This is a genomic window from Bacillus sp. YBsi01 (assembly GCF_038406745.1).
Taxonomy (GTDB): Bacteria; Bacillota; Bacilli; order Bacillales; family Bacillaceae; genus Bacillus; species Bacillus siamensis.
Genome location: NZ_CP151679.1, coordinates 1,074,842 through 1,099,422, shown reverse-complemented (window position 1 = coordinate 1,099,422; position 24,581 = coordinate 1,074,842). Strand labels below are relative to the sequence as shown.

Sequence of the window (24,581 nt, the reverse complement as noted above, 5' to 3'; positions counted from 1 at the left end):
GGGAGAGGAACATGGGGAAACCAACTGGATTCATGGAAGAAAAACGAGAAAAACCGGCTGAGCGGGACCCTCTCACTCGCTTAAAAGATTGGAAAGAGTATTCGGCTCCATTTTCAGATGAAGCGTCAAAGCGGCAGGGGGCGCGGTGTATGGATTGCGGCACACCGTTTTGCCAAATCGGCGCTGATATTAACGGTTTTACATCCGGATGTCCGATTTATAATTTAATACCGGAATGGAATGACCTCGTCTATCGGGGGCGCTGGAAAGAAGCACTGGAGCGCCTTCTGAAAACGAATAACTTTCCTGAATTCACAGGGCGGGTCTGCCCCGCTCCTTGTGAAGGATCTTGTACACTGGCCATTTCAGATCCGGCTGTTTCAATTAAAAACATCGAGCGGACGATCATTGACAAAGGTTTTGAGAACGGATGGATTCAGCCGAGAATTCCAGCGAAACGCACAGGTAAGAAAGTCGCTGTCGTCGGTTCAGGCCCGGCAGGTCTGGCAAGCGCTGATCAGCTGAACCAAGCCGGTCATTCCGTAACGGTCTATGAACGTGCTGACAGAGCCGGCGGCCTGCTGATGTACGGCATTCCGAGCATGAAGCTTGAGAAAAATGTCGTCGAACGCCGTATTAAGCTTTTGACGCAGGAAGGTATAGATTTTGTGACAAATACCGAAATCGGCGTTGACATAACGGCTGATGAGCTCAAAGAACAATTTGATGCCGTCATTTTGTGCACAGGCGCCCAAAAGCAGCGCAATCTGCTGATTGAAGGCCGGGAAGCAAAAGGCGTCCATTACGCAATGGATTATTTAACACTGGCGACGAAAAGCTACTTAGATTCCAACTTCAAAGATAAACAATTCATAGACGCTAAAGGGAAAGACGTCATCGTGATCGGCGGGGGAGACACAGGAGCTGACTGCGTAGCAACCGCGCTGCGCCAAAAAGCGCGCAGCGTGCATCAGTTCGGGAAACATCCTAAACTTCCTCAGACGCGCACGAATGACAATATGTGGCCTGAACAGCCGCACGTCTTCACCCTTGAATACGCCTATGAAGAAGCACAGGCAAAGTTCGGCAAAGATCCGAGAGAATATTCAATTCAGACGACAAAAATGGTGGCCGATAAGCAAGGCCGCTTAAAAGAGATCCACACCATCCAAATGGAAAAAGTCAGAAATGAATTCGGTAAGTATGAATTTCATGAACTGCCCGGAACGGAGAAAGTATGGCCTGCTCAGCTGGTGTTTATCGCCATCGGTTTTGAAGGAACTGAACAGCCATTATTGAAGCAGTTTGGTGTCGATTCGGCAAATCATAAAATTCAGGCGGCATATGGGGATTATAAAACGAATGTTGACGGTGTTTTCGCCGCAGGGGATGCGAGAAGAGGCCAAAGCCTGATTGTATGGGCGATTAATGAAGGCCGGGAAGCAGCGCGCGAAGTCGACAGTTATTTAATGGGGAGCACTGTTTTACCGTAAATAAAGGGGATTAATTATAGAACCGGCTGGGCTCAGCCGGTTTTTTCATATGTCATGGAACTGAACTGTCAGCATGATCTGCTTTCTGAAACAGAGCGCCGTATGATTTGTTCTTCCGTTCAGCAGTTTCAAATCGGTGAACGTTTAGAAGGCCTGTTTTGATAGCTGCCGCAAAACGTTACTTCAAGGATTGTGCTGACAAAAGATATCTAGAAGCGCTGTGCAAGCTCGGGCGGCGCCGTTTAAAGACACTTTTGCTGTGCATTTTATTGACGGGCACTTTACCCGTCGTGTGGCTGTATCATCGAAAAGTTTTAAAAACCGGGAAAACACTTTTTTATATTTTTGATAGAAATATATCAAGAGTATGTCAGAACGGAGGGGACCGCTCCTCTTTTTAGACATCTATATGAAAGCCGATATTGCCGAACTGCCGTCCTTCTTGCATTCTCTTAATGGCATCTGCTGCTTCTCTAAGAGGGTACATACGGTCGATAATGGGGCGGATGCCGCAGCGTTTTATCAATTCCAGCATTTGCGCGAATTCCTCATTGCTTCCCATTGATGTACCGAGAATATGAATCTGCGGAAAAAACAGCGAGCGAATAGGAAATCCGAGCTGATCACCTGAACTGGCACCGAATGTTACGATCCGGCCATTCGGTTTCATAATGTCAAGGTAGTGTTGATATAAAGCGGGACCGATACCGTCAAGTATGATATCTGCTTTTTGGCCATTCAGCGCTTCATTCCAGTCGCCGTAACTGTCAATTGCCCGGTCTGCACCGTATGACAGTGCGGTCTGTTTTTTGTTTTCGCTGCGGGAGGTGACGCTGACTGTCGCTCCGATTGCTTTTGCCATTCGTAAGGCGTATGTTGCCACGCCGCTCCCGATGCCCGGAAGGATAAGGTGTTCGCCCTTTTTCAATTGTCCTTTTGTAAATAAGGCGCGATAAGCGGTTAATGCTGATAACGGCAGCACGCCCGCTTCCTCCCATGTCAGATGATCGGGTTTTACAATGGCATTTTCTGCAGGAACGATGACATAAGGTGAAAAAGTTCCGTCGCTTGGACCGCCTAAAATATCAGGGACGGCTGGTACATCCTCAACAGTCTTCCAATTCAGCACCGGGTTTATGATGACTTCCGCATGCAGTAAATGAGAACGGACGCCGTGTCCTATTTCAGTTACGATTCCCGCGCCGTCTGAACCGAGAATAAATTCACGGTTTCCGGTTTCTTGGTTTTTCATCAAAAATAAATCGCGATGGTTTAATCCGGCTGTTTTCAGCTTTATTTTGACTTCTCCGTTCCCCGGATGTTTGTCAGGTATCTGCCTGAAATGAAAGCTATTTTCGTGTATGATAATGGCATCCATTATTTTTCTCTCCTTTATGGTTGATGAGAAAAATTTTACAGGCTGTAACAGCTGCAGTAAATGAAGGAAAATTGATAGCCGGCTATCAATAAAAATCATAGCAAGAAGGTGTCCTTACATGGAAAGCGGAGACTTAAAGATTTTTCAGGCTGTCGCCCGAAAAGGCAGTATTTCAAAGGCGGCGGAAAGTCTGCATTATGTTCAATCAAATGTGACAAACCGGATTCAGCAGCTGGAACGGCAATTGCAAACACAGCTGTTTTACCGGACGAATCGGGGAATGACGCTGACGCCAGCAGGTGAAAGCTTATTGAAAGATGCAGACAGAATTCTGCAGCTGCTATATGAGGCGCAAAAAAATGCGCAAGAGGCAGGGCATCCGAACGGCCCGCTCCGCATCGGTTCTTTAGAAACCGGCAGCCGTCCATCTCCCTCATTTTTTCACGGAGTATTGCAGACGATATCCGAAAGTACAGCTGTCACTGTCAACCGGTGATACACATACCTTAGTGCAGCGCGTCCTGCAGTATGAGCTGGACGGGGCTTTTGTTTATGGGCCGGTCGAACACGAAGACCTTAAACAATCCGCCGTATTCCAAGAAGAATTGATCGTGGTCTCAAATGTGCGGGAAGGCAGCTTGCAAAACCTGCTGCGAGAGCCGATTCTGTTTTTTGCCGCCGGCTGTTCGCACCGCCGTAAAATAAAAAACATATTGAAAGAGGAAGCAGTGCCTGCACATAAAATCATTGAATTCGGAACGCTGGAAGCCATTATTGGAGCGGTGCAGGCAGGGTTGGGTGTTTCCTTTTTGCCTGCGTCAGCCGCCCGTTATTTTAAAAACCGGGAAAATCTTTTTCATCATCAGCTCCCTGAACGTTTTCGGGATATGAATATATCATTCATCTACCGGCGTGATTTATTTTTGACATCGGCGTTTGAAGAACTGCTGAATGGATTAAAAGCGTTACCGAATGGATGATGACGTAACAGGACAGCAGAATATGCCGAATTTTTTACCGATTTTTTTAAAAAAACTTTCTTTTCCCGAAATTTTATGTATAATAAAAGAAAGTTTTTTCGGATAAAGAATCTGCAATGATAAGGACATGAGTCATTTTAACCGGCCATACAGAGAGGGGAGGCAAGGCTGAGACCTTCCCGGCACGAAGAATGGGCTTACCGCCTTTTGAGCTGTATCGGTGAACGAAAGCAGCCGATACCGTATAGCCGCGTTACGGCAACAATGAGCCGCCGCTTGAAGCGGCGGGAATTTGGGTGGAACCGCGGGTCTGACACACACTCGTCCCTTCTTTTGGGATGAGTGTGTTTTTATGTTGATATAAGAAAAAAGCAATGATAAGGACATGAGTCGTTCGAACCGGCCATACAGAGAGGGAAGGCAAGTCTGAGACCTTCCCGGCACGAAGAATGGGCTTACCGCCTTTTGAGCTGTATCGGTGAACGAAAGCAGCCGATACCGTACAGCCGCGTTACGGCAACAATGAGCCGCCGCTTGAAGTGGCGGGAATTTGGGTGGAACCGCGGGTCTGACACACACTCGCCCCTTGCTTTGGGATGAGTGTGTTTTTATTTTCTTAAAAATAAAGGAGAGATCAGACCGTGAAGAAACCGCACATTGTCATTACTTTTCCTGACGGGAAACAAAAAGAATACCAAAAAGGCGTTACGTTAGAAGAGATCGCCCAATCAATCAGTCCGGCTTTGAAAAAGACATCAGCCGCCGGCAAGGTAAACGGATCGTTATATGACCTTAGAAGAAGCATTCATGAAGATGCTGAAATTGAACTGTGCAGTTTTCAATCTGAAGAAGGGCTGGGAGTGATGAGACACACAGCAGCGCACGTATTGGCGCAAGCGGTAAAACGTCTGTATCCGAAGGTCTGTTTAGGGATCGGTCCCGTTATTGAAAATGGCTTTTATTATGATTTTGACATGGATGAAACGATTACAGAGAGAGAATTGGCCGTCATTGAAAAAGAGATGAACCGAATCATTTCTGAAAATCCGGAAATCATCAGAGAAGAAATCTCCAGAGAAGAGGCAGAGCTTCTGTTTGCTCACGAGCCGCTGAAGCTCGAGCTTTTAGCCGATATTCCGCAGCAGGATACAATCAGTATTTACCGACAGAGCGACTTCATTGATTTATGCCGGGGGCCGCACTTGGCGTCTGCCGGTCAGATAAAAGCTTTTTCGCTCACTCATGTGTCAGGGGCTTATTGGCGGGGCGACAGCAATCAAAAAATGCTGCAGCGCATTTATGGGAAGGCATTTTCTTCAAAAAAGGAGCTGAACAGGCATTTTCAGCTGATAAAAGAGGCGGAGAAGAGAAATCATCGAAAATTGGGAGCGGAATTACAGCTTTTTATGTTTTCAGAAGAAGCGCCGGGTATGCCTTTTTATCTGCCGAACGGTCAGTTCATCCGAAATACGCTTGAATCATTTCTGCGTTCAAAGCAGGATGCTTATCATTATCAGGAAGTGCGCACACCTATGATGATGAACCAGCGTCTTTGGGAGCAATCAGGCCATTGGGATCATTATAAAGAGAATATGTATTTCTCAGAAGCCGATCATCAGCGCTTCGCGTTAAAGCCGATGAACTGTCCCGGCCACATGCTCATTTTTAAAGAAAAGCTTCGTTCTTATCGCGATCTTCCAATTCGGATGGCTGAATTCGGCCAGGTGCACCGTCACGAATTCAGCGGGGCGCTCAATGGCCTGCTTCGCGTCAGGTCCTTTTGCCAGGATGATGCGCATATTTTTGTAACGCCCGATCAGATCGAGAGCGAAATTACTTCAGCGCTTCAGCTGATTCACGAGGTGTACACCGCATTCGGTTTTTCCTATGATATTGAGCTGTCAACAAGACCGGACAATTACATGGGAAGCGAACATTTGTGGGACCGGGCGGAGAGCGCATTAGAGAAAGTATTAAAAGAACAGGGATATCGTTTTCGATTTAATCGGGGGGATGGCGCATTTTACGGCCCGAAAATTGATATTCATATAAAAGATGCGCTGAATCGAAGCCATCAATGCGCTACTGTCCAGCTCGATTTTCAAATGCCGGAGAAATTTGATTTAACATATATTGATGAAAAAAATCAAAAAGTCCGTCCTGTTGTTATTCATCGGGCGGTATTCGGATCTCTTGACAGATTTTTCGGAATCATAACCGAACATTTCGGGGGAGCGTTCCCGTCATGGCTTGCTCCGGTACAGGCAAAAATCATCCCGGTATCAAATACCGCACACCGGGACTGCGCAGAACAGGCGCACCGGCAGCTGAAGAAAGCGGGTATCAGGGCTGAGCTTGATCTGCACGATGAAAAACTCGGGTATAAAATCAGAGAAGCTCAAATGAAAAAAATACCGTATATTGCTGTTGTGGGGGATCACGAGTGCCGCCATCAATCTGTACAGGTAAGACAATACGGACGGGAAGACACATTCGAAGAGAGTGTGAGTGATTTTGTTTCCCGAATCATAAACGAAACAAAACAAGAGATTCAAGTAAATCGGCATTGACATATCGTAAAATCACGATATAATAAAACGTATGAAACCTATTGATGTTTTTAAAGCGTTGTCTAATGAGTCCCGGCTTGAGATTTTACAATGGCTGAAAGAGCCGGACCATCACTTCGCCCCGCATGATGGCATTGATATGAATGAAATCGGAGTATGTGTGAGTCAGATCACCGATAAGCTTCAGATGACACAGTCAACAGCGTCTCAATATCTTTCCATCCTTCAGCGGGCGGGCCTTATCCAAACGAAACGGATCGGCAAATATACCTATTATAAAAGAGATGAAGAAGCGATAAAGGCGATGGCCGATTATTTTCAGCGCGAAATGTAGGGCTGAATCCTTTGAAGAGGGATTCAGTTTCTTTTTCTGATTACATATCGACATATTGCGATTTGTTTCTGTTTATAATCTATTATATCGATATATCACAATATATCTTTATATAAATCATCAATGAAGGAGTGTATCAGATGCAAAATACATGGAAGGTTTATATTTTAGCGATTATCAGCTTTTTAGTTGGGACCTCTGAATATGTGATATCCGGGGTGCTTGATAAAATTGCAGGTTCTTTGGGCGTCACTGTGGCAGCGGCAGGGCAGCTGATTACAATTTTTTCACTCGTTTATGCAATCGGAACGCCCGTCGTGATGGTCCTGACAGCAAGGCTGGACAGAAGGAAGCTTATGATCTATGCTCTGGGGCTGTTTGTTATCGGAAATATCATTTCTTTCCTTGTGCAGGGATTCGGCTTATTTGCGGGAGCCCGGGTGATCATGGCGCTTGGAGCGGGAACCGTGGTGGTAACCGCGCTTACGATTGCAGCAAAAATTGCTCCTCCGGGAAAGCAGGCAAGCTCTCTTGCGACAGTCATTATGGGATTTACGGCGGCGCTCATTATCGGTGTGCCGATCGGAAGAACCGTGTCTGAAGCTTTCGGCTGGAAGATGGTTTTCGCCGGTATTGCGGCACTCGGAATCATTGCCATGCTGATTATACGTTTCGCGCTGCCTGAGATAAAAGGAGATAAACCCGTGCCGCTCATTCAGCAACTCTCTTTTTTGAAGAAACGAAAAGTGGCTGTCGGCCTGGCCATCACGTTTTTTTGGCTTGGAGGCTATTCGGTTGCGTATACGTACCTTTCGCCGTTTTTACTGAACGTTACTCATATCAGCAGCGGAATGCTGAGCACATTGCTCCTTATTTTCGGGGTTGCAAGTCTTGCCGGCTCTAAAGCAGGCGGTTTCAGTGCAGACAAATGGGGGGCGCGTGTCACATTAACCGGCGGAATGGCGCTTCATGCTATCATGCTCATGTTATTGCCCTTTGTTACACATTCCGCTGCCGGAGCGGCGGCAGTGCTTATATTTTGGTCCTTTTCCGCCTGGTCATCCGGGCCGGCTCAGCAATATCATTTGGCAACGATGGAGCCGGAATCATCAGGTGTATTACTTGGCCTCAACCAGTCTATGATGCAGCTGGCTATGGCTGCCGGGGCAGGTATCGGGGGCGTTGTTGTCACTCATCTGTCTCTTGCGTCAGTGACATGGATTGGTGCGGGCGGTGTTGTCATTGCGATGTGCGGCGTGCTTTCACTTATGTTGTTAATGTCTGAAAAAACCTCATCCGAATACAGTGCCGAATAAACAAAAGCCTCGTTTCTCAGTTTGAGAAATGAGGCTTTTTGTCTTGTTATTTTTCACATTTCTTCAAGTTTACGCCGATTGCAGCTCCATTTCGGCTGGAGTCGGCAACGCCGGTGAAGGTGCCGTTTTCACGATCAATCAGGATGCTTTGCACGTTTCCGATATCAACCGGACTGCTGCCGAATTTATGCCCCATTTCGTTCAGTTTTGCGCGGGCTTCTTCCGGCACTCCTTTTTCATAACGATAGGACGTCATACTGTTTGTGTAAATTCTCGGTTCTTCGACCGCCGCTTTCAGATCCATACCGTACTCGACTTTGTTCAGGATCGTTTGCAAAACGGAAGAAATAATCGTTGCTCCGCCGGGGGAGCCGACAGTCAGGACGGGTTCGTTATTTTTAAATAAAATGGTTGGAGTCATGCTGCTTAGCGGACGTTTATTCGGCTGCACTTCATTTGCGCCGCCCGGCACCGCGTCGAAGTCTGTTAATTCGTTGTTCAAAACAACGCCATATCCGGGAACCATAATGCCGGAACCGAACAGCTGTTCAATCGTTGTTGTATAAGATACAACATTGCCGAAGCGATCGGTTACCGTGAAGTGAGTCGTTTGACCCTCTTGTTTATCAGTCGGCTGTTCGACTTGTTTATAGTTTGCAGCGCCTTCCTGATAAGCCCAAGGATCACCGGCTTTCGGTTTTTTATTCACTTTATTAATATCTATCAGCTGTCTGCGGGCATTGATATAATCTGGATTCAAGAGACCTTTGAGAGGGACGTTGACGAATTCTGGATCCCCGGCAAATGCGGCGCGGTCAGCATAAGCCAAATGCATTGTTTCTGCGAGAAGCTGATATTTTTGCCAAGAACGGATATCATATTGGGAAAGCTTAAAATCATCCAGAAGGTTCAGCATTTGCAACAGGAAAACACCGCCGGAGCTTGGAGGAGGAGCAGTTGCGATATGATAGCCCTGGTAATCTCCCCAGATCGGTTCATCAATCGTTACATTGAAGTTTTTAATATCTTTTTCTGTCATTGAGCCGCCGAATTCCTGCACTGTTTCCGCGAGCTTTTTGGAGAATGCTCCGTCATAGAACGCTTTTGTGCCTTTGTACTTAATAGCTGTAAATGTTTTGGCTAAGTCTTTTTGGACCAGTGTGTCTCCTTCTTTCAGAGGTTCTCCGTTTGGAAGAAACACGTCTTTTGCAGCAGTGTGTGATAATTTGTCTTTATAATCTGAGATGGCGTCAGCTAAAACCGAATCAATCGGAAAGCCTTTTGAGGCAAGTTTAATGGAAGGGGTGATGAGTTGTTTCATGGAGCGGGTGCCCCATTTGTCGAGCGCTTTTTCAAGTCCTTTTAATGTTCCCGGAACACCGACTGCAGTCCCTTTTGTAACCCGCTCAGAGAAAGGAATGGCTTTGCCGTTTTCGTCCAGGAACATATCCGGGGTTGCGCCTTCCGGTGCGCGTTCCCGGCTGTCGATAATGGTGGTGTCTTTCGTTTTCGCATCATAAACCATCATAAATCCGCCGCCGCCGATACCCGACATCATCGGTTCGGTTACGTTTAATGCAAATTGAATGGCCACCGCGGCGTCAATTGCATTGCCGCCTTTTTTCAGCACGTCGGCACCGATTTGTGAAGCGAGAGGATGGGCGGTGGCGACCATGCCGTCTTTGCCGACATCTACCTGTTTGTAGTCATCATAGGAAAACGGGTGTTTCTTAGCCTGAGCGTGATAAGGGATGCTTCCGGCTGCGAGCAAAGTACTGAGCAGAACGATAAAACAGAGATTCATAAACTTTTTCTTTTTCATAGTCTGCCTCCTTTGTTTTCCGCTTACAATTATAGAGTAAGTAAAATGTGCTGTTTTCACAAGTGACAAACGGAATAGTCCGGTGTGCAAAAAGCCGGGGTTTCTGTGTGAATGTAATCAGTCGGAAATGGGATAAATGGGAAACCGGACAGAAAAAGCTGTGAAACAAGCATTAAGGCAAAAAATAAGCTACAATAAACAAAACAGAATTCACTCACATGACATATGAAAGGAACGTGAGCCATGTATTTAACCATTAAAGAGACAGCGGAGTTTACCAGTCTTCCTGAAGAATATGTACACAATCTTATTTTGACGAATAAAATAAGAGCGGTCCATGACGGGCAGCAATATTTAATCAACAAAGAACAATTTCAAACCCATCTTGAACAGCTGGAGAAATATAAAGAAATGATACAAGAGTTTTTAAATGAACCGCTCCCTGAAGACATTGATGTAAAAGACGAAGATTAGGACACAATTTCATATTGTGTCTTTTTTTTGCATTTCATCAGCAGTTCACAAAAAAATCGGATGCTCAGATTTCGTTTTAAGGGCGCTGTTTTCTTTTTTGAATACTAAGAGACTCCGATTCCTCAAAATCCCGTCACGGGGATATAAACGATGTTTTTGGGGATCTTTTTGAAAACGGGTATCTTATTCTCCTTATGTAACACTATGTATATTATGTTACATAAGAGGCTTTATCCTTTATCATTCAATGGGTTTCAGCTATAATAGTAACATAATGCTCAATATGTTACTTTACCAATTATAAGGGGTTTTTTGATGCATATCGTACAGCCGATCCGAAGTTTGGAGAAGATCCAGGAAGTCAAACAGTATTTAATGAAGAAAAGTGAACGTGATTATTTTTTATTTATTTTCGGCATGAACAGTGCACTGCGGATTTCTGATGTTCTGCCGCTTCGCGTGAAGGATGTCAGAAACAAAGATCATGTATGGGCGACCGAGAGCAAAACGAGAAAGAAAAGAAAAATTCTGATATTGGAATCTCTAAAGGCCGACATATACGCATATACAAAAGATATGAAAGAGAATGACTATTTGTTTAAATCGAAACGGACGAATAAGCCTATTTCGCGGATTCAGGCATACAGAATATTAAAAGAAGCAGCTGCTGCGTGCGGATTGGAGGAGATCGGGACGCATACGCTGAGAAAGACGTTCGGGTATCATTTTTATCAAAGGACGAAAGATATTGCCGAACTCCAGCGGATATTAAATCATTCTTCTCCGTCTATTACGATGCGTTATATCGGAATAGATGAGGATACGACGAGAGCGGCTTATAAAGTGTTCGGCGGGCTGTAGGCTTGAAAAAAACGGCCGCCAGCGTTACTATATAAGCAGGCTCTAGTAGCACAGCGGATAGTGCAGCAGTTTCCTAAACTGCAGGTCGGGAGTTCGAATCTCTCCTAGAGCGTTTTCGGCATAAGATAGGTGCAGATTAATAATGTCGGTAGAACAGAAAAACCCTTGTGTAACAAGGGTTTTTGTCGTTTTTGCAAGCTTTTTATTTTTGTGAGAACCCGCTGAAAAACGATGCGATTTTATTTTTATTTGCACATTTTTTGCAGATTTCTATACAGGTGTTTTCACGTCAGGCTTTTTTTCAAATAAATCAAGGGTGTTTTGGGTATCTTCTTCACGTAGTTTTTAAATTACACTCAAATAATAATTAATCCCTCATATGCTCTAAATATTTCGTGACATGAATAGCCTTTCCACGCCATTGCATCATTCAAAAAAGCCCGCTAAAAGCGGGCTTTTCTTTATATAACAGCATCAAATTGATTGACTTTCCAAACGTTGTTTTCTTTTACGAATGTAACGTCGCGTTTTGCTGACGGAGAACCGTCAAGAGTCGGTACAGTGAAGCGGTACGTTTGGACGCTTCCTTTTTTAGAAAGAAGGGTCATTTTTGCTTTTTTCCAATTCAGGAGGTTATCTCCGTCGCCGACCGGAACAGCCAATTTGCCGTCTTTTACAGTGAAGTGGTACTCTTTAAGCCCTTTATCAATCGCCTGCTTTGTAAAAGCGGGTGTCAGATATTTTACGGCTTTCGCTTTTGTTCCGAGTTCTTTGCACATGAATACATATTGAAGATTTTGATATTCGAACTGCTCGGATGTGCAGTTTGCTTTAGACTTAAGCGTTCCTCCGCTCATGGTGTTCCAAAAATGTTCTCTTGCTGACAGAGCCAGCTGAAGTGCTTGTTTTTGTGTAAGGTCATTAGGCGTATTTTTGGCAGTCGCCGCAGTGCCCAGTGATAGAATCAATGTAATAGTAGTAAGGAATAATAGCCATTTTTTCATGATTTAATCTCTCCTTCAACGAATCTCTTTCTCTTATGTTACAAATGTTACAATAATTACGGTAAGATTACAATACCTTTTCAGAAATATTTTCCGCACTTTTTATTTTTATGATTTATTTCCATGTAAGACGGAAGAAAAAGATAAAGAGTTTCATTGAACAAAAGGTTTTTACAAGCTGTCTGCTGAATAATAAAATGGAAGAAAATCAAAAAAGGAGTCCTACATATGGAGGTACAAGATAATCTGGAGACAGCGGAAGGCCCTGGCCAGTCTGTCTGGCGGTCTATGTCATTATTTTTAGTCCCGCTGCTATTAAGCAACGTATTGCAATCTGTCGGCCAGTTGGTCGGAATGGTGTTTGTCGGAAGGTGGCTCGGAGTCGATGCGCTTGCCGCTGTATCGTCTTTTTTTCCGCTGTTTTTCCTGCTGATTTCCTTTACAATCGGAATCGGTTCAGGAAGTTCCATTCTGATCGGGCAGGCTTACGGCGCGAAAAACGAAGAGAGAATGAAAGCGATTGTCGGCACTACGCTGACGTTTACCTTTATGCTCGGTATTGTTCTGGCAGTTGTCGGCAGTGTGTTTACGCTTGATATTTTGCGGCTGATGGGAACACCGGAAAACGTAATAGATGTCAGTGTCCGATATGCGCGCATTCTGTTTTGCGCGATGCCGCTGATGTTTTTATATTTTGCTTATACAACATTTTTACGCGGAACGGGAGATTCAAAGACCCCGTTTTATACGTTAATCGTCAGTACGGTCATTAACATCGGGCTTTTGCCTTTATTGATTCTCGGACTTTTCGGGCTTCCGAAGTTCGGCATTTACGGATCAGCGTATGCAACGGTCATTTCAAACATCGTGACATTTATCGTGCTGATGGTTTATTTGCGGAAAAAGAAGCATCCGCTTGCATTTGATCGGACTGCGTTCCGCTCTCTTAAAATGGACAAAAAGCTGCTCGCGCTTTTACTGCGGCTCGGTATTCCGTCGAGCATCAATATGATTCTCGTATCGCTTTCTGAAATCGCGGTCATCTCTTTTGTGAATCATTACGGATCAAATGCGACGGCTGCTTACGGGGTTGTCAACCAAGTGGCGAGTTATGTGCAGATGCCGGCGGTAAGCCTCGGTATCGCCGTTTCAATTTTTGCCGCCCAATCCATAGGAGCCAATCAATTCGGCCGGCTGAAGCAGGTCATCAAAGTCGGCATCGGCCTGAATTATTTGATCGGCGGGGTTTTGATTGTGCTGATTTACACCTTCTCCCGGCAGATACTGGCTTTGTTTTTAACCGATCAGGATACGCTTCATATTGCCCGCAATCTTATTATGATTACACTTTGGAGCTATCTGATTTTCGGTCACGCTCAGATCGTTTCAGCGACAATGCGGGCGAGCGGTACAGTATTATGGCCGACTGTTATCAGCATTTTTGCGATTTGGGGAATCGAGGTGCCTATCGCCTTTATACTATCTCATTACACGAAACTCGGCATTCTCGGCATTTGGGTCGGTTATCCGGCGGCTTTTGTCATCAGCCTGCTGCTGCAGTACGGGTATTACCGGTTTGTATGGAAGAAAAAACAGATTACCCGGCTGATTCAATAAGGTTTTACCGCACATCGCTCAGTTCATACGGGCGATGTTTTTTTCAGGGAAGGAAAATGAGTTTAGAAAATGGAATTCCTATACATGCTAGAAAACAAGGAAAGGGCAGGTGCTTATGACGATTGAACATACGACTTATTTAGGGGCTTCGGCCGTAAAAGCGGAAACTGAACAGGCTGAATGCATCATTGTGCCGGAATGGGGCTCACATGTCATTGCGATCCGGGATAAAAGAACCGGTATGCAGATTCTGAGAGAAGCGGAAACCGCGGAACAATTTCGCGAAAAACCGATGCTGTACGGTATTCCCGTTTTATTCCCGCCGAACAGGATTACGGACGGGACGTTTCGTTTTGACGGCCGCACGTATCAATTTGACATAAACGAAGAGGATAAACATAATCATATTCACGGCTTTCTTCACAACCAGCATTGGAAGTTGGCAGCGGCGAAAGAAGAGGCGGATGAACTGACAGTCGAAACAGAAATTGATCTTACAGAAATTCCTCGTGTCCATAAACAATTTCCGCACGATGTCATTGTCCGGATGACTTATACATTAAAAAACAATGTGTTTACGCAGCGGGCGCTGATTATCAACAAAGGAACGGAGGCTTTTCCTTGGGGACTGGGCTATCATTCAACTTTTGTTTTCAATGAAGAGCGATCACGTCTTTTTCTGACGGCTGACCGCATGTGGGAATTAAATGAACGTTTCGTGCCGACGGGCCGTTTATTGGATGTGCCTGATAAAGAAGCGTTCCGTAACGGAATGTCTTTGAAAAATAAGCAGTTTGACGATGTTTTTCTTTCTTCCGGACGGAATGGCGGCAATAACGAAGCTGTTATTTATCATCCTGATGAGCAGCTATCCGTTTTGTATCAGGCAGACACGTCTTTCAAGCATTGGGTGGTATATAACGGTGACGGAAAGCAAGGGTTTGTCAGTCTTGAGCCTTATACCTCCGTTACAGATGCATTTAATCTGAATCAGCCTGCATCACTGACGGGGCTTCAGATACTGAAACCGGGCGAAGAAGCGGCCGCGTCATCCCGGATCACCATTTTGCATGACGAAGAATAAGAAAGAGGCGGGGATAACATTGAAAACATATGTCAAACGCTTGGCCGCGGTGTTTCTCCTTTTGGTCATAGCCGCCGTTCCTTATATTGATGATTCCGCCCAAGCGGCCGAACAAAAAAATGCGTTGCAAAAAGAGCTGGAACACATTCTGAATGAAGAACCTGCCTTAAAGGGCGCCGCGGCAGGCGTCAGTGTCCGATCGGCAAAAACAGGGGAGGTGCTGTTTGGCAGCCGGGAAGATATGAGACTGAGGCCTGCATCACTGATGAAGCTGCTGACGGCATCTGCGGCGCTTTCCGTTCTTGGAGAAGATTACACCTTTAAAACAGAAGTACGGGCAGACGGCGCCGTGAAAGGAAAACAGCTGCGCGGAAACCTTTATCTCAAAGGAAGTGGCGATCCGACCCTATTGGCTTCTGATTTTGAGAAGATGGCTAAACAAGTCAAAGCCAGAGGCATCCGTGTCATTCAAGGAGATCTGGTCGGGGATGATTCACGGTATGACGATATCAGGTATTCAGTTGATCTTCCGTGGAGCGATGAAGGCCAATATTATGGCGCGCAAGTATCAGCTCTTACCGCTTCACCGAATGAGGATTATGATACCGGAACGGTGATTGCGGAAATCAGCCCGGCGAAACAGCCCGGTAAAAAGGCGCGTATTACGATTTCTCCCCATACGGACGTCGTACGTGTGAAAAATGAAGTGAAAACCGCCGCTTCTGATGAAAAGAAAGATTTGACGGTTGAACGGGAGCATGGGGGCAATGTGATTACGATAAAGGGAACCATGCCGGCGGGCGCGGCAAAGGCAAGAGAATGGGCGGCAGTGTGGGATCCGTCGTCCTATGCATTAGATTTATGGAAACAAGCGCTTACTAAACAGGGGATCACAGTAAAAGGGAAGGTCAAAACCGGGCGCGTGCCGCATCACACTAAGCTAGTCACATCACGGACATCCATGCCTCTTTCAAAATTATTGATTCCGTTTATGAAACTGAGCAACAACGGCCACGCCGAAATTCTGATCAAGGAAATGGGGAAAGTGAAAAAAGGCGAGGGCAGTTGGGAAAAGGGTTTGGACGTGATGAAATCGGAGCTCAAATCGTTCGGGCTGAATCCGGATGAATTGATTGCCAGAGACGGTTCCGGCGTTTCTCATATTAACGGCGTATCCGCCGGCCAAATCGGAGAGCTTTTGTATGCCGTTCAGAAAGAAAAATGGTACCCGGCTTTCCTTCGTTCGCTCCCTGTCGCCGGTGCAAGTGACAGAATGACGGGAGGCACCCTTCGGAACCGGCTGAAGAATACTCCTGCAGAAGGCAAAATTAAAGCGAAAACAGGGTCACTAACATCAGTCAGTTCAATCGCCGGTTATGCGGAAACAAAAACAGGGGATACGCTTATCTTTTCCGTGCTTCAAAACGGATTGCTTGACGAAGATGACGGAAAAGACATTGAAGACAAAATCGCAGTTGTGCTGGCAAATCAATAAAAAAGCCGATCCTTATAGGATCCGGCTTTTTTTGATGGAAAACGAATATTATATTGCTATTATGAAACAATCTCTTTAAAAAATAATATCTTCAATATTTCGCCTTTTTGACACTTTATTTTCTTATGTGTCACCGATTTTTCATTTTTATTATAAAAACTTCTTTCCGGGAGGCAAAATCTTTTTAAAGACGCGACTTATTATACATTTTATTCCTTATTATAGTATTTAAGAACCAGTTTGTGATGTGCATACATACCGTTTTACATGGTATAAAAATTATAGAAATGAAGAATCTAAGTAAGTATAATATACTATATTCTAAAAATTGTTAGAGAAAATTTAATTTTTTATTGTGATTTCTAAAATATGTTTTAAAATAATGCTATATGGATGATTTAGTCATATGCTGTCGAATTTTAATTGTAATTATTTTACTTTCTTATCCTCTTAAATTGAAATGGAGGGATTCCATTGAAGAACACTGTTTATTCTTTAACTCACGCCCAAAGAAGAGTCTGGTTTACAGAGCTGCTCGAGCCGGGCACAAGTATCTGCAATCTCGCGGCGTGCGTCAAATTCAGGGGAAATATCGACTTTGACGTATTGCGCCGTGCTTTAGATTTCTCTATCTTGCAAAATGATTCGCTCAGGTTTCAACTGACGGAAGGGGACGGCTCAGAACCCCAGCTGTATCTGGCCGGGCATCGGCCGATTTCTTTAGAGACCGTTGATTTTACTCATATTGATCAATCAGAGCGGGATGCATGGATTGACAAACAGACGCGTGTTCCGTTCAAGCTGTTTCATTCACCGCTGTATCAATTTACTCTGCTTGTCATGTCAGACGAAGAAGTTTGGCTTTATTCAAAATTTCACCATATTATCATGGACGGTATCTCGCTCAATCTGCTTGGCAATCAGCTCATTGAAATCTACCAAAAAATCATGCGAAGCGAGGATTTGGCCGAACACCAAAGCCCTTCCTATCTCAGCTACATGGAAAAAGAACAGCAATATTTACAATCTTCCCGTTTTCAAAAAGATCGTTCATTTTGGACTGAAACGTACCGAACTGTTCCTGCACACCTTTCACTTGCGGAACGAACCTCTCATCTTAGACAAAGCACTGCAGCTTCCAGAGATACAATCACTCTTTCCCACTCCTTAGAACAATCAATCCGGCGTTTTTGCAAAGATCATAATGTCAGCATCATCTCTCTGTTTATGGCTTCGTTATACATATGCATCAGCCGTCTGACGGCTAAAAAGGATATTGCCATCGGTACTTATTACGGAAACCGGGGTTCCAAGCTCGAAAAGGATATGCTCGGCATGTTTGTCAGCACGCTGCCGATCAGAATGACGGCAGATCCGGATGCGGAGTTCCTGTCTTTTGTCCGCAGTGTAGGAAAACAGCAGCTGTCTGTTATGCGGCACCAGAAATATCCTTACAATCTTTTTGTCAATGAATTAAGGCAGGTTCATCACGATCTGCAAAATATCATCGGGATTTCGATGCAATACCAGCCTCTCGCGTGGCATCAGGCGGAGGGCTTCGATTATGAAACGGCGATGTTTTTCAGCGGGCATACGGCAAATGAGCTGTCCATTTTAATTAAGGAGCGGACAGATACGGGATTGATTGAGCTGAATTTTGATTATCAATCCGCTTTATTTACTGAAACATCGATTAAACGGATTCAAACTCATTTGCTGACGATCGTTGAAAATGCCGTTAGAAATCCAAACCGGCTGATTCGGCATATTGATATGGCGGATGAAAAAGAAAAGAAACGGGTGTTAACTGCGTTTAACCGTACAGAAACGGCTGAACCGCCGGCCCCGACGCTTCACGGGCTGTTTACCCGCCGCGCCGCGCTTTCGCCGCATCGTCCGGCGCTTCGTTTTCCGGACGGTATGCTGACGTACGCCGAGCTTGACCGGTACACAGACAGGCTCGCTGTTCGGCTCCGCCAAAAAGGCGTCCGCAAAGAAAGCATGGTCGGTGTGCTCGCTGAACGCTCGCCGGAGATGGTGATTTCAGTGCTTGCCGTGTTAAAAGCAGGCGGCGCCTACGTGCCGCTTGATCCGGAATACCCGGAGGACAGGCTGCGCTATATGCTCGACGACAGCGGCGCCTGTCTCCTGCTTCAACAGTCAGGATTATCCGTTCCCGGTTTTTCCGGCGAGACGCTAGAAGTGTCTCTTTCTGCCCTTACAGGTGAGACGGAGACAGGGGCTGTCTCTGAAGAAGCGGATGCCGATTCGCTCGCTTATATCATTTACACGTCCGGTTCGACGGGAACACCGAAGGGGGTGGCTGTTGAACACCGTCAGGCCGCCGCCTTTTTATCCGGGATGCAAGGGCAGTTTCCGTTAACAGAAGAGGATATGATCGTGCTGAAATCATCCTTTTCCTTCGACGCTTCCATCTGGCAATTGTTTTGGTGGACGATGTCAGGCGCCTCCGTGTATCTGCTTCCGTCCGGATGGGAGAAAGATCCCGCGCGGATGATTGAAGCGTTTGCCTCGGAAAAGGTGACGACCGCGCATTTTATTCCGGCGATGGTCAACAGCTTTTTAGACGCGCTGGAAACAGAGCCTGAGGAAACAAGAATCCGCCTCGGCAAAACCTTGACACGTGTGTTTGCCGGCGGGGAAGCTCTTTCACCGCTTACGGCTTCCCGGTTTGCCGATCTTCTGCCGGAGACCGTGCTCATTCACGGCTACGGGCCGACAGAAGCGACGGTTGATGCGGCGTTTTACGTCTGTGACCGAAAACGGGACAGCGGACGGACAAGGCTTCCGATCGGAAAACCCGTTCCGGGTGCCCGTCTTTATGTGTTAGACGGCGGGGGAACCGTTCAGCCTGCGGGCGTTGCCGGAGAGCTGTACATTGCGGGGACAGGGGTGGCCCGGGGCTATTGGAACCGGCCTGAACTGACGGCGGAGCGTTTTCTCGATGATCCGTTTTATTCGGGAGAGCGCATGTATCAGACGGGCGATATCGCACGCTGGACAGAAGACGGGCTTGTCGAATGGCTTGGCCGTTCAGACGGACAGGTGAAAGTTCGCGGCTACCGGATTGAACCGGGGGAAATCGAAACGGCGATCCGTCGCATCGACGGCATTCGCGAGGCGGCGGTCACTGCCCGGACCGAACACGGCGAAACCGCGCTTTACGCCTATATCGAAGGACGGGAAAGCGATGACGTGCGGGCGGAGCTTGCGACACGCCTTCCGGCCTACATGATGCCGGCTCAGTTTATAGAGATGAGCGAGTGGCCGGTCACACCGAGCGGAAAGCTTGACCGCCGCGCGCTGCCGGCTCCTGACGGAGCGGCAGGCAGACAGGCGTACACCGCACCGCGTAACGTCACGGAAATGAAGCTTTGCGCCCTTTGGGAAGAGGTGCTGAAAAACGGCCCCGTCGGCATCCGGGACCACTTTTTTGAGCGGGGCGGCCATTCGTTAAAAGCGACGGCTCTCGTCTCCCGCATCGCCAAGGAGTTCGGCGTTCAGGTGCCGTTACAGGACATCTTCGCCCGGCCGACGGTGGAAGAGCTCGCTTCGGTCATTCAGGACCTCGAAGAGAGCCCGTATGAAGCGATTCAGCCGGCGAAAACACAAGACACTTATCCGGTGTCTTCAGCGCAGAAACGGATGTATGTGCTCCAGCAGCTTGAAGACGGCGGTATCGGCTACAATATGCCGGCAGTGCTGGAACTGACGGGCCCGCTTGACCGCGGCCGGCTGGAGGAGACGTTCCGGCAGCTTGTGGAGCGGCACGAGTCGCTCAGAACGTCCTTTGAAACGGGGCCTGACGGTGAACCGGTGCAGCGCATCCATGACAGCGTGCCGTTTCAGCTGGATGAGGCCGAGTCAGCAGACGCATTTGTCCGGCCGTTTTGTCTGGAGAAAGCGCCGCTCTTCCGCGCGGCCCTCGTGAAAGAATCGGACGAACGCCATCTTTTATTAACGGATATGCATCACATTATTTCCGACGGTGTGTCCGTCAACACCTTGATAAAAGAATTCGGCGAGCTGTATGCCGGCCGCTCGCTTGCGCCGATGCGTCTTCAATATAAAGACTATGCCGTCTGGCAGAGGGCGTTTCAGCAGAAGGAAGGATACCAGAAGCAGGAAGCCTACTGGCTGAAGCGGCTTGAAGGTGAGCTTCCGGTGCTTGAGCTTCCGGCTGACAAGCCTCGTCCGGCCGTTCGCAGCTTTGCGGGCGGGAACGTCTCGTGCACGCTTGACGCTGAAACGGCATCCGGTCTTCACCGCATCGCCCGCGATCACGGCTCCACTTTGTATATGGTGCTTCTCGCCGCGTACAATACGCTGCTCGCGCGATTGAGCGGACAGGAAGACATTATCGTCGGCTCGCCGATTGCCGGGCGTCCGCATAAAGACCTTGAACCGATTCTCGGGATGTTCGTCAATACACTCGCCATCAGAACGGAGCCGAAAGGAGACAAACGGTTTACCGATTACTTAGCGGAAGTCCGCCAGGCCGCACTTGAGGCGTATGAGCATCAGGACTACCCGTTTGAAGAGCTTGTGGAACGGCTCGGCGTACAGCGGGACATGAGCCGCAATCCGCTGTTTGATGCGATGTTTATTCTTCAGAATATGGAGCGAGAGGAGATAAATCTGGCCGGGCTGAAGGCGTCACGATCAGAGCATACCGAACATGATGTATCAAGTTTTGACCTGACCTTATCAGCTGCTGAATCCGATGGAAACATCCGCTTTGAAATGGAATTCAGCACCGAGCTTTTTATGAAAGAAACGATTGAACGCTGGATGGGCCACTTATTGAATCTCTTGCGCCATGTTGCCGCCGAACCGGAAGTCACACTCTCAAAAGCTGATATGTTGACAGAAGAGGAAAAGCAAAAGATACTGACTGAATTTAATAATACACAAACCGAGTTCTCGGAAAAAAACATACTGTTCCATCAGCTATTTGAAGCGAAAGCAGCAGAAACGCCTCATCAGACGGCCATCATTGAAGGAACACAACAGATCAGCTATTCGCAGCTTAACGAGCGGGCAAATCGGCTTGCACGAACATTACACAAAAATGGATTCGGTCCGGGAAAAAGAGCAGCTATATTGGCAAATCGTTCGATTGAAGCGATCGTCAGTGTTCTTGCCGTCATGAAATCGGGAGGGGCGTATATCCCTATTGATTCACATTATCCTAAGGAACGGATTCGCTATTTATTAAAGGACAGCGCGGCATCCGTCTTGTTGGTGCAGTCTGAATACAAAGAGCTTGCTTCACAGCTTGCGGATCACAATTTGTTGCTCATTCAGCTTGATCATGAAGATCAATACGATATTTGTGCGGAGAATATTCATTCATCAGTGTCTCCGGATGATACTGCTTATATCATATATACTTCGGGAACGACGGGAACGCCGAAAGGAGTCGAAGTCAGAAATCGCAGCTTTACCCATGCAGCACTTGCATGGCGCAGCATTTATGAGCTTGACCGTATACCGGTCAAGGTGCTGCAGATGGCGAGTTTCTCATTTGATGTTTTTTCAGGAGATCTTGCCCGCGCCTTGCTAAATGGGGGAACGCTTGTTATTTGTCCGGATGACGTCCGGCTTGAGCCGAAACAGCTTTATCAGCTCATTGATCAGCACCGTATCACATTTATGGAGTCGACACCCGCGCTGATTGTTCCGTTTATGGAATATATATACCGCCGGAAACTAGCGCTGCAAAGTGTAAAAGTACTAGTGCTGGGCTCAGATATGATCAAAGCGAAGGATTTTTATACGCTTCATAAGCGTTTCGGAGAAAACATGCGGATCATAAACAGCTACGGTGTAACAGAAGCGACAATTGATTCTTCGTATTATGAAGCCAAAATGAGCGAAAAGCCGCGGGAAGATGATGTGCCGATCGGTGTTCCGCTTCCGAATGTGCAAATGTACGTCTTAAACAAAGACAAACAGGTTCAGCCAATCGGCGTTTTCGGAGAGCTGTATATCGGAGGCGCCGGCGTCGCCAAAGGATATTGGGGACAGCCGGAGCTGACAAAGGGCGCATTCAGCGACCCGTTTCAAACGGGAGAAATACTTTACAGAACCGGAGATCAAGCCTGCTGGCTGCCGGATGGCACTCTTCGTTTTCAAGGGCGGATTGATAAGCAGGTAAAAATCAGAGGATACAGAATTGAGACGGGAGAAATTGAAAGTGTGCTTTTGAAACACGATCAAGTCAAAGAAGCGGCTGTTACTGTGATGAAGGATGCCGAAGGACAGGGCAGATTAGCGGCGTACATCGTACCTAAAACAGCTGATATCTCATCACTTCGCGAGTTTCTCATGCAGGAGCTTCCTGCTTATATGATGCCGTCTCATATTATCGGTTTAGACAGCATGCCCCTGACACTGAACGGCAAACTTGATAAATCGGCTCTGCCGGCAGAAGAGATACATTCATCACAGGCATTTGTCGCGCCCGGCGATGAAAAACAGGCGATGTTATGCCGGATTTGGGAAGATGTGCTTCATATTCAGAAAGCGGGAATTCATCACTCTTTCTTTGAGCTTGGGGGAGATTCCATTAAGGCGCTTCAAGTGTCAGCCCGACTCGCCGGAGAAGGCTGGAACATGTCGATCCGCGATTTGTTTCAGTTCCCGACGATTGCAGAACTCGCGAAGCACCTCACGCCGGCTGTTGCAATGGCTGATCAGGGGCTGATAGAAGGAAGCGCTCCGCTGACACCGATCCAGAAGAGATTTTTTGAGGAACCGGGTGCTTTTGATCTTCATTATAACCAATCAGTCATGCTGTGCAGTGAAGAAAGATTCCAGATAAATGCTTTGTCTCAGGCGGTTCGCTCGCTGACAGAACATCACGATGCGCTGCGAATGACATTCACTGAAAATGAGCATGGGGAAGTTGTTCAATATAACCGCGGAATCACAGAGCAGCATGAAGAAATCTTTACGCTTAACGTCATAGATCTTTCAGAAGAAACACAGCCGGAAAAACGGATAGCCGCCGAGGAAAAAGAAATACAGCAGGCCATGCGCCTTGATCAAGGTCCTCTGTTTCATCTCGGAGTGTTCCGGCTGAAAGAAGCCGACCATCTGCTGATCACGATTCATCACCTTATCACGGACGGCGTGTCGTGGAGAATATTGCTTGAAGATCTGCAGACAGCTTATCAGCAGGCATTAGAAGGCCGACAAATCAAACTGCCGCCGAAAAGCGATTCTTATATCACATATGCCGAACAACTTTTTGACATATCCAAAAGCAAAGCGCTGCTTGAAGAAGCCGCGTACTGGGACAGTGTGATGTCTTTTGAAACAGCGCCGCTGCCGAAAATAAATGATGGAAATGCCGGACGGATGCAGGAAAACGCGCGCACGGCATCGTGGAGATTAAGCAGCGGGCTCACAAAACAGCTGCTTTTAGAAACACAGCAGGCATACGGCACGGATGTTCATGAATTGCTTTTAACGGCGCTTGGAATGGCGCTTCATGAGTGGACGGGTTCTGAACAGATGCTTATCAGCACTGAAGGACACGGACGCCAGGGTCATATGCCTGACATTGATATTTCGAGAACGGCAGGCTGGTTTACATCTGTTTATCCGGTGCTCTTAGATATGAGAGTGCCGGACGGCTCAGGCGAAAAAACCGCTCACCGTATAAAGACGGTAAAAGACATGATGAGACGGGTTCCTCATTACGGAACCGGCTACGGGCTGCTGAGATATTCGCGAAACATTCTTTATAAAGACCCAGAAATAAGCTTTAACTATCTCGGTGCGTTTGACGGTCTTGAGGGAGGACTGAAGATGTCGCCATTCAAGCCGCAGCATGATATAGCGGCCGGGCGCATCCGCGAGTTTGACCTGGATATTAACGCGATGACGGCGGACGGACGTCTGGAGGTAAAAGCCGTTTATACCGGCGTATTTGCACCGGGGGCAGTCGAGTCTTTCATGAATCGTTTCCAAACTCATCTTGAGGACATCATCGCCCACTGTTCTGGCAAGAAAGAGCGGGAAAAAACATTGACTGATTACAGCCATAAGGAATTGACCGCTCAAGCACTATCAAGCATTGAAGATCTCGTAAAAGGACTTTAATTTCATAAAAAGGTGTGTGG

The 24,581-nt window shown here is 46.9% G+C and carries 13 protein-coding genes, 1 tRNA gene and 1 pseudogene; 12 read left to right on the top strand and 3 right to left on the bottom strand.

The features are described from left to right. Window positions 1-11 precede the first annotated feature (11 nt). The gene (gene gltD / locus AADZ70_RS05320; protein WP_045926200.1) at window positions 12-1,493 is read left to right on the top strand and encodes a glutamate synthase small subunit; all 1,482 of its coding nucleotides are present in this window, start codon (window positions 12-14) and stop codon (window positions 1,491-1,493) included. Window positions 1,494-1,890: 397 nt separating this feature from the next. On the opposite strand, the gene AADZ70_RS05315 is transcribed toward gltD, so the two are convergent. Next, window positions 1,891-2,871, bottom strand: coding sequence for a zinc-binding dehydrogenase (locus tag AADZ70_RS05315; RefSeq protein ID WP_342007837.1), 981 nt, complete (start codon window positions 2,869-2,871; stop codon window positions 1,891-1,893). 118 nt (window positions 2,872-2,989) lie between these two features. Here AADZ70_RS05315 and AADZ70_RS05310 point away from each other — a divergent pair. From AADZ70_RS05310 to AADZ70_RS05295, 4 genes and pseudogenes are all read left to right on the top strand, one after another. Further along, window positions 2,990-3,851: pseudogene (locus tag AADZ70_RS05310) on the top strand (LysR family transcriptional regulator). Between the two features lie 641 nt (window positions 3,852-4,492). Then, the gene (gene thrS, locus AADZ70_RS05305) at window positions 4,493-6,421 is read left to right on the top strand and encodes a threonine--tRNA ligase (protein ID WP_342007836.1); all 1,929 of its coding nucleotides are present in this window, start codon (window positions 4,493-4,495) and stop codon (window positions 6,419-6,421) included. 31 nt (window positions 6,422-6,452) lie between these two features. After that, window positions 6,453-6,755, top strand: a complete 303-nt coding sequence (locus AADZ70_RS05300; protein WP_045926203.1) for a metalloregulator ArsR/SmtB family transcription factor — start codon at window positions 6,453-6,455, stop codon at window positions 6,753-6,755. 140 nt (window positions 6,756-6,895) lie between these two features. After that, window positions 6,896-8,071, top strand: a complete 1,176-nt coding sequence (locus AADZ70_RS05295) for an MFS transporter (protein ID WP_064778072.1) — start codon at window positions 6,896-6,898, stop codon at window positions 8,069-8,071. Window positions 8,072-8,117: 46 nt separating this feature from the next. Here the strand turns inward: AADZ70_RS05295 and ggt are convergent, their stop codons facing one another. Then, entirely contained in the window at window positions 8,118-9,893 is a 1,776-nt protein-coding gene (gene ggt, locus AADZ70_RS05290; protein ID WP_342007835.1) for a gamma-glutamyltransferase, read from the bottom strand. A gap of 243 nt (window positions 9,894-10,136) precedes the next feature. On the opposite strand from ggt, the gene AADZ70_RS05285 reads away from it, so the two are divergent. The 3 genes from AADZ70_RS05285 to AADZ70_RS05275 all read left to right on the top strand — a co-directional run bounded on the left by AADZ70_RS05285 (window position 10,137) and on the right by AADZ70_RS05275 (window position 11,340). Then, complete coding sequence (locus AADZ70_RS05285) at window positions 10,137-10,367, top strand: excisionase family DNA-binding protein (protein ID WP_016936555.1); 231 nt, start codon at window positions 10,137-10,139, stop codon at window positions 10,365-10,367. 315 nt (window positions 10,368-10,682) lie between these two features. Beyond that, window positions 10,683-11,228: a site-specific integrase gene (locus AADZ70_RS05280; RefSeq protein WP_045926205.1), complete on the top strand. Its 546-nt coding sequence runs from the start codon at window positions 10,683-10,685 to the stop codon at window positions 11,226-11,228. A 39-nt stretch (window positions 11,229-11,267) separates the two neighbouring features. After that, window positions 11,268-11,340, top strand: a tRNA-Arg gene (locus AADZ70_RS05275). A gap of 349 nt (window positions 11,341-11,689) precedes the next feature. Here the strand turns inward: AADZ70_RS05275 and AADZ70_RS05270 are convergent. Then, complete coding sequence (locus AADZ70_RS05270) at window positions 11,690-12,232, bottom strand: IseA DL-endopeptidase inhibitor family protein (protein WP_045926206.1); 543 nt, start codon at window positions 12,230-12,232, stop codon at window positions 11,690-11,692. Between the two features lie 228 nt (window positions 12,233-12,460). Here AADZ70_RS05270 and AADZ70_RS05265 point away from each other — a divergent pair, with 228 nt between their 5' ends. The 4 genes from AADZ70_RS05265 (at window position 12,461) to AADZ70_RS05250 (ending at window position 24,561) form a co-directional block, all read left to right on the top strand. Beyond that, window positions 12,461-13,849, top strand: coding sequence for an MATE family efflux transporter (locus AADZ70_RS05265; RefSeq protein ID WP_045926207.1), 1,389 nt, complete (start codon window positions 12,461-12,463; stop codon window positions 13,847-13,849). Between the two features lie 115 nt (window positions 13,850-13,964). After that, window positions 13,965-14,933 (top strand): aldose 1-epimerase, encoded by a 969-nt coding sequence (locus AADZ70_RS05260; protein ID WP_064778112.1) that lies wholly within the window; start codon window positions 13,965-13,967, stop codon window positions 14,931-14,933. Window positions 14,934-14,952: 19 nt separating this feature from the next. Continuing rightward, window positions 14,953-16,428: a D-alanyl-D-alanine carboxypeptidase/D-alanyl-D-alanine-endopeptidase gene (dacB, locus tag AADZ70_RS05255; protein ID WP_342007834.1), complete on the top strand. Its 1,476-nt coding sequence runs from the start codon at window positions 14,953-14,955 to the stop codon at window positions 16,426-16,428. A 474-nt stretch (window positions 16,429-16,902) separates the two neighbouring features. Next, window positions 16,903-24,561: an amino acid adenylation domain-containing protein gene (locus AADZ70_RS05250; RefSeq protein WP_342007833.1), complete on the top strand. Its 7,659-nt coding sequence runs from the start codon at window positions 16,903-16,905 to the stop codon at window positions 24,559-24,561. The last annotated feature ends 20 nt before the right edge of the window (window positions 24,562-24,581 follow it).

What these genes read in the sequence shown, in the direction of transcription:
- AADZ70_RS05285 (WP_016936555.1), top strand. Translation starts at nt 10,137, where the DNA reads ATGTATTTAACCATTAAAGAGACAGCGGAGTTTACCAGTCTTCCTGAA.
- AADZ70_RS05260 (WP_064778112.1), top strand. Translation starts at nt 13,965, where the DNA reads ATGACGATTGAACATACGACTTATTTAGGGGCTTCGGCCGTAAAAGCG.
- AADZ70_RS05265 (WP_045926207.1), top strand. Translation starts at nt 12,461, where the DNA reads ATGGAGGTACAAGATAATCTGGAGACAGCGGAAGGCCCTGGCCAGTCT.
- AADZ70_RS05280 (WP_045926205.1), top strand. Translation starts at nt 10,683, where the DNA reads ATGCATATCGTACAGCCGATCCGAAGTTTGGAGAAGATCCAGGAAGTC.
- ggt (WP_342007835.1), bottom strand. Translation starts at nt 9,893, where the DNA reads ATGAAAAAGAAAAAGTTTATGAATCTCTGTTTTATCGTTCTGCTCAGT.
- AADZ70_RS05315 (WP_342007837.1), bottom strand. Translation starts at nt 2,871, where the DNA reads ATGGATGCCATTATCATACACGAAAATAGCTTTCATTTCAGGCAGATA.
- AADZ70_RS05270 (WP_045926206.1), bottom strand. Translation starts at nt 12,232, where the DNA reads ATGAAAAAATGGCTATTATTCCTTACTACTATTACATTGATTCTATCA.
- AADZ70_RS05300 (WP_045926203.1), top strand. Translation starts at nt 6,453, where the DNA reads ATGAAACCTATTGATGTTTTTAAAGCGTTGTCTAATGAGTCCCGGCTT.
- gltD (WP_045926200.1), top strand. Translation starts at nt 12, where the DNA reads ATGGGGAAACCAACTGGATTCATGGAAGAAAAACGAGAAAAACCGGCT.
- AADZ70_RS05295 (WP_064778072.1), top strand. Translation starts at nt 6,896, where the DNA reads ATGCAAAATACATGGAAGGTTTATATTTTAGCGATTATCAGCTTTTTA.